Source organism: Streptomyces laurentii, from assembly GCF_040635425.1.
Classification (GTDB): Bacteria; Actinomycetota; Actinomycetes; order Streptomycetales; family Streptomycetaceae; genus Streptomyces; species Streptomyces laurentii.
On record NZ_JBEYHT010000022.1, the window covers coordinates 35,132 to 49,267 of the forward strand.

Below are 14,136 nucleotides of genomic sequence, written 5' to 3' on the forward strand. Positions count from 1 at the left end.
GCCATCCCGCCCCCGGCCGTGCTCTCTTCCTCATCCGGCCGATACGCCGGGCGCCGTAGACTCCGGCGGGTGAGCACCACGATCGCCCCGGCCGACGTGCCCGAGTCCCCCGCCCCGACCGCCACCCCCACAGGGGGCCGCGGCCTGCCGAGGCGGCTCGTCCGCCCCGCCGCGGCCGTCCTGTCCGGGGTGCTGCTCTTCCTCAGCTTCCCGCCCCGGCCCCTGTGGTGGCTGGCCGTCCCCGCGTTCGCCCTGCTGGGCTGGACCCTCCGGGGCCGGCGGCTCCGGGCGGGCTTCGGACTCGGCTACCTGGCCGGGCTCGGCTTCCTCATGCCGCTGCTCATCTGGACCGACGCGGTGGTCGGCTGGCTGCCGTGGGTGGCGCTGACCGGTGTCGAGGCTCTGTTCATGGGCGCGGCCGGACTCGGCATCGCCGCCGTCTCGCGGCTGCCCGGATGGCCGGTGTTCGCCGCCGGCCTGTGGATCGCCGGCGAGGCCGCACGCGCGCGCGTGCCCTTCGGCGGCTTCCCCTGGGGCAAGATCGCCTTCGGGCAGGCGGACGGGATCTTCCTGCCGCTCGCGGCAGTCGGCGGCACCCCGGTGCTCGGCTTCGCCGTCGCCCTGTGCGGCTTCGGCCTGTACGAGCTGGTGTGCCAGGTCCTGGCCCGGCGCGCCGCCGCCCGCTCCGAGGACGCCGCCCCGGCCCCCGCTCCCGCCCGCGGGCCGCTGCTCGCCGCCGCGCTCGCCGTCCTCGTCCCCGTCACCGGCGCCCTCGCCGCCCGGCCCCTGGTGTCCGACGCCGCCGAGGACGGCACCGCCACCGTCGCCGCCATCCAGGGCAACGTGCCCCGCCTCGGCCTCGACTTCAACGCCCAGCGCCGCCAGGTCCTCGACAACCACGTCAAGCGCACCGAGGAACTGGCCGACGCCGTGAAGGCCGGCCGCGAGCCGCAGCCCGACTTCGTGCTGTGGCCGGAGAACTCCTCCGACATCGACCCGTACGCCAACGCCGACGCGTACCAGGCGATCAGCGACGCCGTACGCGAGGTGAACGCGCCCACCGTCGTCGGCGCCGTCATCAGCCCGCCCACCGGCAAGCTGCGCAACACCCTCATCCAGTGGGAGCCGAACCGCGGCCCGGTCGCCGAGTACGACAAGCGGCATGTGCAGCCCTTCGGCGAGTACATCCCGATGCGGCCCTTCGTCCGCCTCTTCAACAAGGACGTCGACCGGGTCAGCCGCGACTTCGGCCCCGGCGACAAGGTCGGCGTCTTCGACCTCGCCGGCACCAAGGTCGGCCTCGCCACCTGCTACGAGGCGGCCTTCGACTGGGCGGTACGGGACACCGTCACGCACGGCGCGCAGCTGATCACCGTCCCCAGCAACAACGCCACCTTCGGCCGCAGCGAGATGACCTACCAGCAGCTCGCCATGTCCCGGGTCCGGGCCGTCGAGCACAGCCGCAGCGTGGTCGTGCCGGTCACCAGCGGCGTCAGCGCGATCATCCGGCCCGACGGGGAGATCGTCGCCCGGTCCGAGCTCTTCACCCCGGACGTGCTCGTCGAGAAGGTGCCGCTGCGGTCCTCGCAGACCCCGGCGACCCGCCTCGGCACCCTGCCGGAGGCACTGCTCGTCGCCCTCGCGGCGGCCGGGCTCGGCTGGTCGGCGGTCCGGGCGGTACGGGCCCGGCGGAGCCGCACCGCCTGAGGCGGTCCCGTCGGGTGCCGGGCCGGGGCCCGGGCCGGGCGCGCGCGGACGTGATCTAGGGTCGGGGCATGGGCACCCCTGACTTCATCCGCGACATCCGGGCCTCCGCCGGCCACCAGCTGCTGTTCCTGCCGGGCGTCTCCGCCGTCGTCTTCGACGGCCAGGGACGCGTCCTCCTCGGCCGCCGCGCGGACAACGGGATGTGGGCGGTGGTCGGCGGCATCGTCGAGCCCGGCGAGCAGCCCGCCGCCTGCGCCGTACGCGAGGTGTACGAGGAGACCGGCGTGCACTGCGAGGTCGAGCGCATCGTCCTCGTCCAGACGCTCCGCAAGCCCGTCGTCTACCCCAACGGCGACCAGTGCCAGTTCATGGACGTCTCCTTCCGCTGCCGGGCCACCGGCGGCGAGGCCCGGGTCAACGACGACGAGTCGACCGAGGTCGGCTGGTTCGCCCTGGACGCGCTCCCCGAGATGAAGCGCTTCTCGAACTTCCGGATCGAGCGGGCCCTCGCCGACGAACCCACATGGTTCGACAACACGACCCAGGGCTGAACTGTGTGTCCGGCACACATCGGTCGGGGGTGGGCCGCTTCATAGGGTGCGGGGCATGAGCGCCCCCATCAGCACAGGACCCGCACCGGACCCGGCCCCCGCGCCCCGGCCCGCCCCCGGGTCCGTCCCTCTCGACCTCTCCGGGCGCACCGCGCTCGTCACGGGCGCGGCCGGCGGCATCGGCCGCGCCTGCGCGCTGCGGCTGGCCGCCGCGGGGGCCCTCGTCAGAGCCGTCGACCGGGCCGCCGGCGGACTCGACGAGCTGACCGAGGCGGCCCGGGGCCTGCCCGGCCGCGTCGAACCCCGGCTGCTCGACCTCACCGACCTCGACGCCGCCGAAGCGGCCGCCGCCGGCACCGACATCCTCGTCAACAACGCCGGACTCCAGCTCGTCCGCCCCCTCGAAGAGTTCCCTCCGGACGTCTTCCACACCGTTCTCACCGTGATGCTGGAGGCCCCGTTCCGGCTCATCCGCGGCGCGCTGCCCGGGATGTACGCGCACGGGTGGGGCCGCATCGTCAACATCTCCTCCGTCCACGGGCTGCGCGCCTCGCCGTTCAAGTCCGCCTATGTGGCCGCCAAACACGGTCTGGAGGGCCTGTCGAAGACCGCGGCCCTCGAAGGCGCCCCGCACGGGGTCACCTCCAACTGCGTCAACCCCGGATATGTGCGCACGCCCCTCGTCGAACGGCAGATCGCCGACCAGGCCGCCGCGCACGGCATTCCCGCCGAGCGGGTCCTGACCGAGGTCCTGCTGAAGGACTCGGCGCTCAAGCGGCTGATCGAACCCGAGGAGGTGGCCGACGCCGTGCTCTATCTGTGCGGCCCCCAGGCCTCGTTCGTCACCGGTACCTCCCTCGTCCTCGACGGCGGCTGGACCGCGCACTGACGACCGCTCCGCGGGGCCGAACGCGGTTGAACGCGGCCGAACGCGGGCCGAAGCCGTCGCGCCGCGGCCCGCGTTCGGCCGTCGAGAGTCATCCACAGGGCTGGTGCGATCCCCCGGAGGACAGGTATCCCTGTGACCATGACCCACGAACAGGCCTCCTACCTGGAGCTCCTCACCCGCGGCGCCGCCACCGAGGCGTACGACCGCCCCGCGCTGCTCGCCCGTGCGAGCGGCGCGGGACCCGAGGAACTGGCCGAGCTGGAACAGGCCAAGCAGCTCGCGCTGCGGGTCCGCGCCGAACTGGAGGGCCGGCGCCGGCGCGAGGCCGAACTGTCCGCGCTCTTCGAGACCGCCAACGACCTCGCGGGCCTGCGCGACCTCGACGACGTGCTGCGCGCCATCGTGCAGCGCGCCCGCTCCCTGCTCGGCACCGAGGTCGCCTACCTCAGCCTCAACGACCCGCCCCGCGGCGACACCTACATGCGCGTCACCGAGGGCTCCGTCTCCGCCCGGTTCCAGCAGCTGCGCCTCGGCATGGGCGAGGGCCTCGGCGGACTCGTCGCCCAGACCGCCCGCCCCTACGTCACCGACGACTACTTCCAGGACGGCCGCTTCCAGCACACCCGCACCATCGACACCGCCGTCGGCGACGAGGGCCTGGTCGCCATCCTCGGCGTACCGCTCACCCTCGGCAGCCAGGTCATCGGCGTGCTCTTCGCCGCCGACCGGCGCGCCCGCGTCTTCGAACGGGGCCAGGTCGCCCTGCTCGGCTCCTTCGCCGCCCACGCCGCCATCGCCATCGACACCGCCAACTTGCTCGCCGAGACCCGCTCCGCCCTCGCCGAGCTGGAACGCGCCAACGACATCATCCGCGAGCACAGCGGCGTCATCGAGCGCGCCTCCGAGGTCCACGACCGGCTCACCGAACTCGTCCTGCGCGGCGGCGGAGTCGCCGACGTGGCCGCGGCCGTCTCCGAAGTCCTCGGCGGAGACGTCGAGTTCACCGAGGAGCGGGTCGAGCCGGCCAGGATCTCCGCCGGCCACGCCACCCGAGACGGCGACGACTGGGTCGCCGCCGTCTCCGCCGGCGGCGAGACCTTCGGCGCCCTCGTCCTGCGCGAACGGCCCGACCTCGACCCCGTCGACCTGCGCACCCTGGAGCGCGCCGCGCTCGTCACCTCCCTGCTGCTGCTCGCCCGCCGCACCGCCGGAGAAGCCGAACAACGGGTCCGCGGCGAACTTCTCGACGACCTCCTCGACGCCCCCGACCGCGACCCGCGGCTGCTGCGCGAGCGCGCGGCCCGGCTGCGTACCGACACCGACGCCCCGCATGTCGTGCTCGCCGCCCGGGTCGACCGGGAGAGCGCGGGAAGCGCACCCGACCCGGCCGACCGGGAGAGCGCCGACCGCCGGCGGCTGCGCTCGGCCGCCTCCCACCTGGCCGCCACCCGCCAGGGCCTCGCCTCCGCCCGCGACGGCGGCACGGTCCTGCTGCTGCCGCTCGGCCCCGGCGAGAGTGCCGCCGACCTCGCCCGGCAGACCGCGAGACACCTCGGCGGAGCCCTGCGGGACCCCGTCACCGTCGGAGCCTCCGCGCCCGTCACCGCACCCCTCGCCCACCCCGAGCGGGTCGCCCCCGCCTACGCCGAGGCCCGCCGCTGTCTCGACGCGCTGCGCCTGCTGCGCCGCCCCGGAGAGGGAGCCGCCGCCGAGGACCTGGGCTTCCTCGGCCTGCTCCTCGCCGACACCCGGGACATCGAGGGCTTCGTCGACCGCACCATCGGCCAGGTCGTCGCCTACGACCGGCGGCGCGGCACCGACCTCGTCCGCACCATGGACGCCTACTTCGCGAGCGGGATGAGTCCGGCCCGTACGAAGGACGACCTGCACGTCCATGTGAACACCGTGGCCCAGCGGGTCGAGCGGATCGGCCGGCTCCTCGGCACCGACTGGCAGTCCCCGGCCCGCGCCCTGGAGATACAGCTGGCCCTCCGGCTGCACGCCCTCTCGTCCGCCGTCATACGCTGACCCGCATTCCCGGCGCCCGGACGCCCGTCCGCCCGATCCCACGTCCGCCCGATCCCACGTCCGCCCGCTCCCACGCCCGTACGCACCGCCCCTGGAGACCGCCCGATGACCCCGCCTCCTCCCGCGCCGGACGCGCTGCCGCTCGCCGGGATCACCGTCGTCAGCCTCGAACAGGCCGTGGCCGCCCCCTTCGCCACCCGCCAGCTCGCCGATCTCGGCGCCCGCGTGATCAAGGTCGAGCGCCCGGGCGGCGGCGACTTCGCCCGCCGCTACGACACCACCGTGCACGGCGAGTCCAGCTATTTCGTGTGGTGAACCGCTCCAAGGAGTCGATCACCCTCGACCTGAAGACCGCTGCCGGGCGCGCGGTCCTGGAACAACTCCTCGGCCGTGCCGACGTGTTCGTGCAGAACCTGGCCCCCGGCGCCGCCGCCCGTCTCGGCTGCGGACCGGAGGAGCTGGCCGAGCGGTTTCCCCGGCTGATCACCGCCGGGCTCTCCGGCTACGGCACCAGCGGGCCGTGGGCCGACCGCAAGGCGTACGACCTGCTCGTCCAGTGCCAGACCGGCCTGGTCTCGCTCACCGGCAACGAGCACGGCACCGCACGCGCCGGGGTGTCGGTCGCCGACATCGCCGCCGGCATGTACCTCTACAGCGGCATCCTCACCGCCCTGTTCACCCGCGCCACCACCGGCGTCGCCCGCGCCATCGAGGTCTCCCTCTTCGAGGCGCTCGCCGAATGGATGCACCAGCCCGCCTACTACACCCGCTACGGCGGCACGCAGCCCCCGCGGATCGGCACCCGGCACGCGACCATCGCCCCCTACGGGGCGTTCACCGCCGCCGACGGCAAGGAAGTGCTGTTCTCCATCCAGAACGAGCGCGAGTGGGGCGCCCTGTGCGAGCGGTTCCTGCGGTGCCCGGAGCTGGCCACCGACCCCCGGTTCGCCACCGGCGCCGACCGCGTCGCCCACCGTGACGCGCTCGACGCCCTGGTCGCCGAGCGGTTCGCCCGCCTCGACAGCGCCACGGCCGGCCGGCTGCTCGACGAGGCCGGCATCGCCAACGCCGGGGTCAACGACATGGACGGATTCCTGGCCCATCCGGTCCTCGACGCCCGCGACCGCTGGCGTGACGTCCCCCTGCCCGGCGGCGCCCTGGTCCCCGCGCTCCTGCCGCCCGCCGACCTCGCGGGTCTCACCCCGCGGATGGACGCCGTCCCTGCGGCCGGCGAACACACCGACGGCATCCTGGCCGAACTGGGCCACGGCCCCGACGCCATCGACGCGCTGCGCGCCGACGGCGTCGTCTGACCGGGGTCGGGGGCAGGGGGCCAGGGGCCGGGGCGCGGGGCTGGGGCCGGGGCTGGGGCTGGGGCGCACCGGCGGACGCCGGACCGTCAGTCGCGGCGGTGCCGTTCCGCCAGGGCGTGGAAGACCTTCTTCGGCTCCCAATGGGTCTCGTCGTGGACCCGCACCACCCCGTAGGAGCCGAGATCCGCCTCCCCGGGCCTGCCGTACCCGGCGAAGGTGAACCAGAGCGCGGTGTCGACGCCTTCCTCCTCGAAGACGTCGAGCAGCTCGTTCAGATAGCGGACCTGCTCGTCCTCGTCCCGGACGGCGCCGTCCGGCACCTGATAGGCGGCGCCGCCGCGCTCGGCCGCGCCCTGGTAGGCGCAGGTGCCGTACTCGGTCACCGCGACGGGCTTGCCGTGCGCGAAGTGCGCCCGGATCCCGGACCGGAACGAGTCGGCGTTGCAGGCGGCGCGGTACGCGTCGACGCCGACGAGGTCGAACGGCGTCCAGTCGACGAACTCCCAGGGAGCCGCGGCGTAGGTGATCCGCCCGCCGAAGTGGGCGCGCACCGTGGTGGCGACCCGTGCGAGGAAGGTGTTGAGACGTTCCTGCACCGGCCCGAGGCCGTTCCACCACTCCAGGTCGGCCCCGGCCATCGTCGCCAGCCGTTCGCCGTAGCTGTCGCCCGGGAGGAAGCCGCCGCAGAACGCGCTCATCTCGCAGCCCGCGACGAACACCACCTCGGCCCCCCTCCGGCGCACCGTCTCGGCCCGGCGCGCGCACTCGGCGAAGAACGGCAGCAGATCGTCGGCGGGAACGTCGACGGGGAACGGCGCGAACCACACTTCGAGACCGGCCTCCGCCGCGCAGCGGGCGGCGATGCTCAGCCGTTCCGGCTCGCGGCCGGAGACACGGACCGCCTCGCAGTGCAGTTCGCCCGCGATCACCTCCATGTCCCGCCGCACCGTCGCGGGGGTGAAGGCCGGGCGGGAGAGGTCCCGCCCCGGCAGGAAACCGGTGTCGTAGTTGATGCCCCGTGCGCGCATGCCACTGCCCTCCGGATGTGGACGCCGTGCTCCGGCCCGCAGTCTTGTCGACCAGCCGGGCACAGTCCAGGAATTCAGGTCGGGGAGGGTGCGCCCTCGGCCACTTCGCCCTCGGTCACGTCACACCTGGGCCGCTCCACCGCTCGTCACTTCGGCGCCTCGTCGTCCGGCGGCCCGTCGTCGACCGGCCCGTTGTCGACCGGTTCGTTGTCGGGAGGCGGGTGTCCGGACGGCGTCTCGTCGCGCGCCGGCCCTCCGTCCTCCTCCTCCGGCCCCTTGCCGCCGCCCTCCGCCGGGGCCCGCTCGGTGGCCCCGTCCGCGCGCAGCGCCGTATGGACCGACCACACCACCGACACCAGCGGCACGGCCACCACCGCCCCCACCACGCCCGCCGCGATCGCCCCCGCCACCACCGAGATCGCCACCACCAGCGGATGCAGCCGGACCGCCCAGCTCATCACCAGCGGGTGCAGCAGATGCCCCTCGATCTGCCCGATCACCACGATCAGCGCGATCACGACCGCCGCCACCAGCGGCCCGCGCGCGGCCAGCGCGACGACGGAGGCGATCGCCAGCGCGATCGGCGAGCCGATGAGCGGGACGAAGGCGGCCACGAACTCGAGCAGTGCCAGCGGTACCGCGAGCGGCACCCGCAGCAGCCACAGCGCGATCCCGACCAGCAGCGCGTTCGTCGCCGCCACCAGCACGATCCCGTGCGTGTACCCGGTGAACGTCCGCCAGGCCGCCCGCCCCCCGACCTCCACCCGTCCCCGTACGGACTCCGGCAACTGCTCTCGGAACCACACCCAGTGACGGTCCCCCGAATGGATGAAGAACACCGAGCAGAACACCGCGAGCGCGAGGGTCGTGAGCACCAGGATCAACTGCCCCGCCCCGCTCAGCGCCCGGCTCACCAGCGCCGAGCGGTGACGGGTCAGGAAGTCCCCGAGCTGGGATTCCAGATCCGCCAGCGCCCGCGGATTCAGCCGGAACGGCGGCCGTTGCAGCCAGTCCTCGATCCGTGCGACACCCGTCCGCAACTCCCGTACCAGCGTGGCACTCTCGCCCGCCACCGCCTCGCCGACCAGCGCGAGCACACCCAGGACCAGCGCGATGCTGGCGACGAGCGTGAGCGCCACCGCGAGCGGCCGCGGCATCACCCGGGCGGCGAGATCGGCGACCGGCCGCAGCAGCGCGGTGATCACCAGGCCCAGGAAGACCGCCACCCCGATCTCGTGGAAGCGCCCGAGCACGACGAACAGTCCGTACACGAGCCCGCCCACGACCAGCACCCGCCACGCGTACGCGGCTGCCGTACGCAGGAGCGGGGCGACCGCCGGGGGAGTGGACCGCATGGCCAACGAGGTACCACCCCGGCCCGCCCGCGCCACACCGCCACCGCGACATTCGCCCGACCGGGGCGCGGAGACGCGGCGGTCGTACGGATGGCGTCGTTCAGCCGGCCGGTGGCGCCGGCGGTCAGCTCGCCAGGTCGGCCGGATCCGTGTGGGCGCCGCAGAGCACCACGCCGGCCGCGTGCACCGCGGCGGCCGAGGCCCGGCGGGCGCCCAGCGAGAGGGTGCCCGCCCCGGCGGCGATGAGCCGATGGTCGTACGCGTGCGAGGCCGGCGCACGCCTCCTGGCCGCGTACTCCTCGCAGGCCGCCGGCGCCGCCGCGTCCTTTGACCCGCCGAGCCGGACGTCCGTCCCGTACCCGCGCAGCCGCTCCACCTTCACCTTCGGCGCGGTCTCCGGCAGGAAGACCGTCGCGCGCACCCCCTGCTCGCGCGCCGCCCACGCGCACGCGAGCCCCGCGTTGCCGCCGGAGGCGATCGTGGGTGGGTGGGACGAGGTGTGCGGGGGCGAGGGGTGAGGGGAGGTCAGTCCGCGGGCCGGGGGGCCACCACGCGCAGCGCCTGGTGCAGGGCCGCGCGCTCGCGTTCGTCCAGACACTCCACGAAGCGCAGCAGCGCGGCCGGGCGGTCCTCGCTCGCGGCCAGGCCGTCCTCCATGAGGGCCGCCGCGTAGATCTCGCGGGTGGCCGCCGCCCGGTACACCCACACCCGGCCGTCCCGCGCCCGGGTGAGATAGCCCTTGTGGAAGAGGATCGTGGTCACGGTGGTCACGGTGGTGTACGCGACGTCCCGGTGCCGGTTGATGTCGTCGACGATCTCGCGCACCGTGGCCGGCCGGTTCCAGCGCCAGTAGCGGTCCATGATCTCCGCTTCGAGATCCCCCAGCCGACGCATGCCCCGTGTCCTCCCGCGATGTGCCGGAAATCCTTCGCTCTTCGCGGGGGTCATAGTAGACGCGCACGTCACCGCGTGGGGGCGGACCGGGAGGCCCGCCGGCCCGGCCCTCCCGTGGCGGGACCACGCCAGCGCGTGGACGCGCCGCCGTGGTCCCTGGACCCGGCCCGCGCGGGACGCCAGGATCGTCACGTGACGCGCTCCCTCGGGCACGGGGAGTCGCGTCCGGCGGCACGGACCGGGCGATGACCCGGAGGAGCCGGTACGGCGGTCGACCCCCTGGGCCGTCGTACGGTGGCGTCCGCCCGGTCCGGTTGCCGTACGCGGGAGGCCCCTCGGAGGAGGGGCCTCGGGTGCGGGTGACGACGGCTCAGCCGAGCAGCCGCAGCGCGTCCGCCGCGGCGGGCGAGAGGCCGCCCGCGCGCAGCTCCGACAGCGGCACCCAGTGGGCTGCCTCCGTCGAGCCGTCCGTCTCCGTGACCCGCGGCGTGCCGGGGCCGAGGGTGACGGCGTAGAAGAGGGCGACGAGATGCCAGTGCGTGCCGCCGCGCACGGAGGTGTACGCCCGGCTGTCGAGGAGCCGCGCCTCGGCCAGGTCGAGTCCCGTCTCCTCGCGCAGCTCGCGGGCCAGCGTCTCGACGGGCTGCTCGCCGTGGTCGACCCCGCCGCCGGGCAGATGCCACAGGCCCGGCGCGAAGACGGGGGACCGGTCCGACAGACGGGTCAGGAGCAGCCGTTCGTCGTCCACGGCTATCGCGTAGGCCGAGACGCGCGAGCGGGGCGTGGGGGTGCCGTCCATGGTTCTCCTGGGTTCGGGGGACTTGGTACGGGGTCAGGCCGCGGCGTCCCACGCCGTGCCGAGGCCGTCCAGCCAGGCGGGCGGCAGTTCGGCCGCGTCCCACTCCTCCCGCAGCGGCGCGGGCGCGGTGACGAGCCGTTCCAGGACGGCGATGCTGGTGGGGGAGTGGAGCAGAGAGTAGCGGCCGTGGATCGCGATGGCGCTGCCGGGTCCGTACTCGGCGTACATCCGCCGCACCCGTGCCCGGTGTTCCGACGCGAACGCGGTGAGCCGGCCCGCGTAGCCGGCCCTGCGGCGGGCGGTCATCGTGCCGAGGACGGCGGTGAGGACCTGCTCCGACACCTCGGGGTCGAGGTCGGAGTCGGTGGTGAAGGAGAGATAGAGCGGCAGGACGGCCACCTTCGCCCGCTCGACCTCCATACGGGTGACGGGCGACCGGGGACCGGGCGCGGCCGCCGACGGTTCGGTGCCGACGGTCTCGCGCAGGACGCGTTCGGCGAGGGCCGCCAGTCCGCCGGTGACCGCCCCGGCGCCGGCGAGCCAGCCGGAGACGTACGCCTCGTCCTTCGCCTCCGGGGTGCCGGCGGCGTCGGGGCCGCCGCGCGCGAGTCCGCCCAGCTCGTCCCGGGCCACGGCGAGCGAGCCCGCCTCGACGAGGCCGATCAGGTGCTCCGCGTCGCCGGAGTGGACCCCGGCCCGGGCGAGCAACTGGACCAGGGTCCGCTTCGCGTTGAGGACGTCGGCCGCGTCCAGCCGCTGTTCGGCTTCCTCCGTGGCCATCATGGGCTCCTCCTTCTCGCAGGGACCGCGCCCGCTGTGAGCCTACGTCGCGCGGGCCCGCCGATGTGACGGGGCACACGGCAGCGACTCTCCCGGACGCCCGTCTGCCCCCGGGTGGACTCCCGCCGGACTCCCCCTGGACACCTGTCCGGCCACCCCCTAGCGTGAGCGCGCTTCTTCCTCGTACATGTGTGTGGCTATCAGGTCTCGATCGAGACCGGCTGGGACGGATTCGACATGCACCCCTTCCGCGCGGCCGTCGAGGCCCGTGACCTCGCGGCCATCGAGGCGCTCCTCGCCGACGACGTCGTCTTCACCAGCCCCGTCGCCTTCAAGCCGTACCCGGGCAAGGCGATCACCGCGGCGATCCTGCGCGCCGTGATGCGGGTCTTCGAGGACTTCGCGTACGAGCGCGAGATCGCCGACCCCGGCGGCCGCGACCACGCCCTCGTCTTCACCGCGACCGTCGGCGGCCGCACCCTTCAGGGCTGCGACTTCCTCCACTTCGACGAGGACGGAAGGATCGACGACCTCACGGTCATGGTCCGCCCGCTCTCGGCCGCGCAGGCCCTCGCCGAGGCGATGGGCGCCCAGTTCGAGCGGATCGCGCGCGAGGCGGAGGCGGCGGCCCAGGGCTGACGGCGTCGGGGGCCGCCCCGGTCGGATCTCCGGGTCGGATCTCCGGGTCGGATCTCCCGGTCGGATCTCCCGGTCCGGCCCCCACGGCACGACCACCACCTGGACGTCGTCCTCGTAGACGATCCGTCCCGGATCCGCCGACTCGACGCGCACGCACGGCACCCCGTGCGCGGCCAGGAGCGCGAGATAGCCGGGCACCCGGTTGATCAGATGCCGGGCCGTGCCCTTGAACCAGGCGACGGCGCCCGGGTTCAGGACGGGGTCGTACACCCCGGGGTCGCCGGCCGACGGATCGGGGTACGCGGCGTCGTACCAGTCGTTGGACTCCCGCCAGAAGCGGTACTCCGCGGCGCTCAGCCGGCCGTCCCGGGCCAGCCCGTTGGCCAAGGCGAACACCCCGGGGAAGTGGCCCCGTGGACTGCGCGTCGTTGCCTGGAACCGTACGAAGCACGTCATCTCGGCAGTATCGCGGCCGCCCCGCCGTCCGGTCGACGCCGCCGGAGGGGGGTGGCGCGAACGGATCGGGCGGTCGGGCGCGGCCGACGCCCGGCCCGCCGCCGGCCCCCGCGGATGGGTCGGGAGGGGGCGAAACTGCTGGTAGATTAGTTCTTGTCGCCGCGAGGGAAACACCGAGCGAACGGCACACACCCCGTCCGGGTGGCGGAATGGCAGACGCGCTAGCTTGAGGTGCTAGTGCCCTTTATCGGGCGTGGGGGTTCAAGTCCCCCCTCGGACACCAGCCGAAAGGCCCCTGCTTCAGCAGGGGCCTTTCGCGTGTTCCCGGTGGCGGCCGGCCGGGCATGGTGACGGAGGGTTTCTCCGCCCCAACCCCCTTGACCTCAAGCGGGCTTGAACTGCCACGCTGACCGGCGTGGCGCTGCTCCCTCTCACCCGTCTTCTGCCGCCGACGTACCGGCCGCTGTTCGCCCACGCCCGGTTCCGGCGGCTGCTGCCCGCGCTGGTGGCCTCGGACGTCGGTGACGGGATGAGTGTGGTCGCCGTGGCGTGGCTGGCCGTGCTCATCGCGCCCGCCGGGCAGTCCGGACCGGTCGTCGGTGCCGCCGTGGCCGCCTACGCCCTCCCCGGTGCCGCCGGGGCGTTGCTCCTCGGCCGTCGGCTGCGCCGGCTGCCCGCCCGGCGGCTGCTGGCCCTGGACGGGTGGCTGCGCGCGGTGCTGCTCGGCGGCGTGCCCGTGGCCTGGGCCGCGGGGGTGCTGAGCCCTGTGCTGTACGTCGTCCTCCTCGCGGGTTCGTCGGTCCTGCACGCCTGGGGGAGCGCGGGGAAGTACACACTGCTCGCGCGCATCCTGCCGTCCGAGCGGCGGCTGGCGGCGAACGCGCTCGTCAGCGCCAGCGGATCGGCGTCCGTGATCGTCGGTCCCGCGCTCGCCGGATTCCTGGCGACGGGCATCGGCCCGGCCTGGATCATCGGCATCGACGCCCTGTCGTTCGCCGTACTCGCCTTCCAGGCGGGCCGGTTGGGCGATGGCGGGCACGATGCCGCGGCCAAGGAGGCGGCGGTGTCGGCGGCCCCGGTCGACACCGGCCGGTCGGCCGCCGGGTTCTCGCTGTTGCGCCGGCAGCCCGAACTCCTCGGCGTCCTCGCCCTGACGTGGTTCTTCAACCTGCTCTACGGGCCGGTGGAGGTCGCGCTGCCGCTGCACGTCACGGACGACCTCCACGCGGACGCGGGTCTGCTCGGGCTGTACTGGACGCTGTTCGGCGCGGGCGCCGTCGTCGGCGGGCTGACCGCGGGAGCGCTGCGCAGACTTCCGCTGTGGCCGGTCATCCTGGGCGTCGTCGCCGGCTGGGGGTTGATGCTCCTGCCGTTCGGCCTGGACGTGCCCGTCGTCGTCACCCTCGGCTGCTTCGCGCTCGGCGGTGCGATCTACGGGCCGTTCCCCGCCCTCTCGTACACGCTCTTCCAGGACCGCACGCCGGCGGCGTGGCTGACCACGGTCCTGGCCGCCCGCAGCGCCGCCCTGCTCACCGCGGCGCCCGTGGGCACCGCGCTCGGCGGTCCGCTCGTCGCCGCGCTGGGTGCCCGTCAGGTGCTGGCCGTGTCGGGCGCGGTGACCCTCGTGCTGGCCGCCGCCGCTCTCGTGGCGCGGCTCTGGGGCGGACGGCGGGCTCCCGGCTGAGGGACGGCCGGCC

The 14,136-nt window shown here is 74.5% G+C and carries 11 protein-coding genes, 1 tRNA gene and 3 pseudogenes; 8 read left to right on the plus strand and 7 right to left on the minus strand.

The features are described from left to right. Window positions 1–69: 69 nt before the first annotated feature. The 5 genes and pseudogenes from lnt to ABZ693_RS16380 all read left to right on the plus strand — a co-directional run bounded on the left by lnt (window position 70) and on the right by ABZ693_RS16380 (window position 6,488). Complete coding sequence (gene lnt, locus ABZ693_RS16360; protein ID WP_359877054.1) at window positions 70–1,707, plus strand: apolipoprotein N-acyltransferase; 1,638 nt, start codon at window positions 70–72, stop codon at window positions 1,705–1,707. A gap of 68 nt (window positions 1,708–1,775) precedes the next feature. Continuing rightward, window positions 1,776–2,258 carry an NUDIX hydrolase gene (locus tag ABZ693_RS16365; RefSeq protein ID WP_359877056.1) on the plus strand — a complete coding sequence of 161 codons (483 nt, stop codon included), beginning with the start codon at window positions 1,776–1,778 and terminating at the stop codon, window positions 2,256–2,258. 55 nt (window positions 2,259–2,313) lie between these two features. Next, on the plus strand, window positions 2,314–3,147 hold the full coding sequence (locus ABZ693_RS16370) for a 3-hydroxybutyrate dehydrogenase (protein WP_359877059.1): 834 nt from the start codon (window positions 2,314–2,316) through the stop codon (window positions 3,145–3,147). Window positions 3,148–3,285: 138 nt separating this feature from the next. Continuing rightward, window positions 3,286–5,175 carry a helix-turn-helix domain-containing protein gene (locus ABZ693_RS16375; protein ID WP_359877062.1) on the plus strand — a complete coding sequence of 630 codons (1,890 nt, stop codon included), beginning with the start codon at window positions 3,286–3,288 and terminating at the stop codon, window positions 5,173–5,175. A gap of 105 nt (window positions 5,176–5,280) precedes the next feature. Beyond that, window positions 5,281–6,488: pseudogene (locus ABZ693_RS16380) on the plus strand (CaiB/BaiF CoA transferase family protein). Between the two features lie 86 nt (window positions 6,489–6,574). Here ABZ693_RS16380 and ABZ693_RS16385 read toward each other — a convergent pair. The 6 genes and pseudogenes from ABZ693_RS16385 to ABZ693_RS16410 form a co-directional block, all read right to left on the minus strand. Next, window positions 6,575–7,516 carry a glycoside hydrolase family 113 protein gene (locus tag ABZ693_RS16385; RefSeq protein ID WP_359877065.1) on the minus strand — a complete coding sequence of 314 codons (942 nt, stop codon included), beginning with the start codon at window positions 7,514–7,516 and terminating at the stop codon, window positions 6,575–6,577. Between the two features lie 146 nt (window positions 7,517–7,662). After that, window positions 7,663–8,871: an AI-2E family transporter gene (locus ABZ693_RS16390; protein WP_359877067.1), complete on the minus strand. Its 1,209-nt coding sequence runs from the start codon at window positions 8,869–8,871 to the stop codon at window positions 7,663–7,665. A gap of 220 nt (window positions 8,872–9,091) precedes the next feature. Next, window positions 9,092–9,352: pseudogene (locus tag ABZ693_RS16395) on the minus strand (pyridoxal-phosphate dependent enzyme); the annotation flags it as partial. A gap of 44 nt (window positions 9,353–9,396) precedes the next feature. Next, window positions 9,397–9,765, minus strand: coding sequence for a BlaI/MecI/CopY family transcriptional regulator (locus tag ABZ693_RS16400; protein ID WP_359877069.1), 369 nt, complete (start codon window positions 9,763–9,765; stop codon window positions 9,397–9,399). A 370-nt stretch (window positions 9,766–10,135) separates the two neighbouring features. Further along, window positions 10,136–10,564, minus strand: coding sequence for an NUDIX hydrolase (locus ABZ693_RS16405; RefSeq protein ID WP_359877071.1), 429 nt, complete (start codon window positions 10,562–10,564; stop codon window positions 10,136–10,138). A 33-nt stretch (window positions 10,565–10,597) separates the two neighbouring features. Further along, window positions 10,598–11,347 carry a hypothetical protein gene (locus ABZ693_RS16410; protein ID WP_359877073.1) on the minus strand — a complete coding sequence of 250 codons (750 nt, stop codon included), beginning with the start codon at window positions 11,345–11,347 and terminating at the stop codon, window positions 10,598–10,600. Between the two features lie 234 nt (window positions 11,348–11,581). Here ABZ693_RS16410 and ABZ693_RS16415 point away from each other — a divergent pair, with 234 nt between their 5' ends. Beyond that, complete coding sequence (locus tag ABZ693_RS16415; protein WP_359877204.1) at window positions 11,582–11,983, plus strand: nuclear transport factor 2 family protein; 402 nt, start codon at window positions 11,582–11,584, stop codon at window positions 11,981–11,983. 84 nt (window positions 11,984–12,067) lie between these two features. Here the strand turns inward: ABZ693_RS16415 and ABZ693_RS16420 are convergent. Further along, window positions 12,068–12,439 (minus strand): annotated as a pseudogene (locus ABZ693_RS16420) (hypothetical protein); the annotation flags it as partial. A gap of 195 nt (window positions 12,440–12,634) precedes the next feature. On the opposite strand from ABZ693_RS16420, the gene ABZ693_RS16425 reads away from it, so the two are divergent. Next, window positions 12,635–12,722 (plus strand) — tRNA-Leu (locus ABZ693_RS16425). 132 nt (window positions 12,723–12,854) lie between these two features. Further along, window positions 12,855–14,123 (plus strand): MFS transporter, encoded by a 1,269-nt coding sequence (locus ABZ693_RS16430; protein WP_359877076.1) that lies wholly within the window; start codon window positions 12,855–12,857, stop codon window positions 14,121–14,123. Window positions 14,124–14,136: the final 13 nt, after the last annotated feature.

Excerpts from the sequence above, each read along its gene's own strand:
- ABZ693_RS16365 (WP_359877056.1), top strand. The coding sequence starts at position 1,776 with ATGGGCACCCCTGACTTCATCCGCGACATCCGGGCCTCCGCCGGCCAC.
- ABZ693_RS16370 (WP_359877059.1), top strand. The coding sequence starts at position 2,314 with ATGAGCGCCCCCATCAGCACAGGACCCGCACCGGACCCGGCCCCCGCG.
- ABZ693_RS16375 (WP_359877062.1), top strand. The coding sequence starts at position 3,286 with ATGACCCACGAACAGGCCTCCTACCTGGAGCTCCTCACCCGCGGCGCC.
- ABZ693_RS16385 (WP_359877065.1), bottom strand. The coding sequence starts at position 7,516 with ATGCGCGCACGGGGCATCAACTACGACACCGGTTTCCTGCCGGGGCGG.
- ABZ693_RS16390 (WP_359877067.1), bottom strand. The coding sequence starts at position 8,871 with ATGCGGTCCACTCCCCCGGCGGTCGCCCCGCTCCTGCGTACGGCAGCC.
- ABZ693_RS16400 (WP_359877069.1), bottom strand. The coding sequence starts at position 9,765 with ATGCGTCGGCTGGGGGATCTCGAAGCGGAGATCATGGACCGCTACTGG.
- ABZ693_RS16405 (WP_359877071.1), bottom strand. The coding sequence starts at position 10,564 with ATGGACGGCACCCCCACGCCCCGCTCGCGCGTCTCGGCCTACGCGATA.
- ABZ693_RS16410 (WP_359877073.1), bottom strand. The coding sequence starts at position 11,347 with ATGATGGCCACGGAGGAAGCCGAACAGCGGCTGGACGCGGCCGACGTC.
- ABZ693_RS16415 (WP_359877204.1), top strand. The coding sequence starts at position 11,582 with ATGCACCCCTTCCGCGCGGCCGTCGAGGCCCGTGACCTCGCGGCCATC.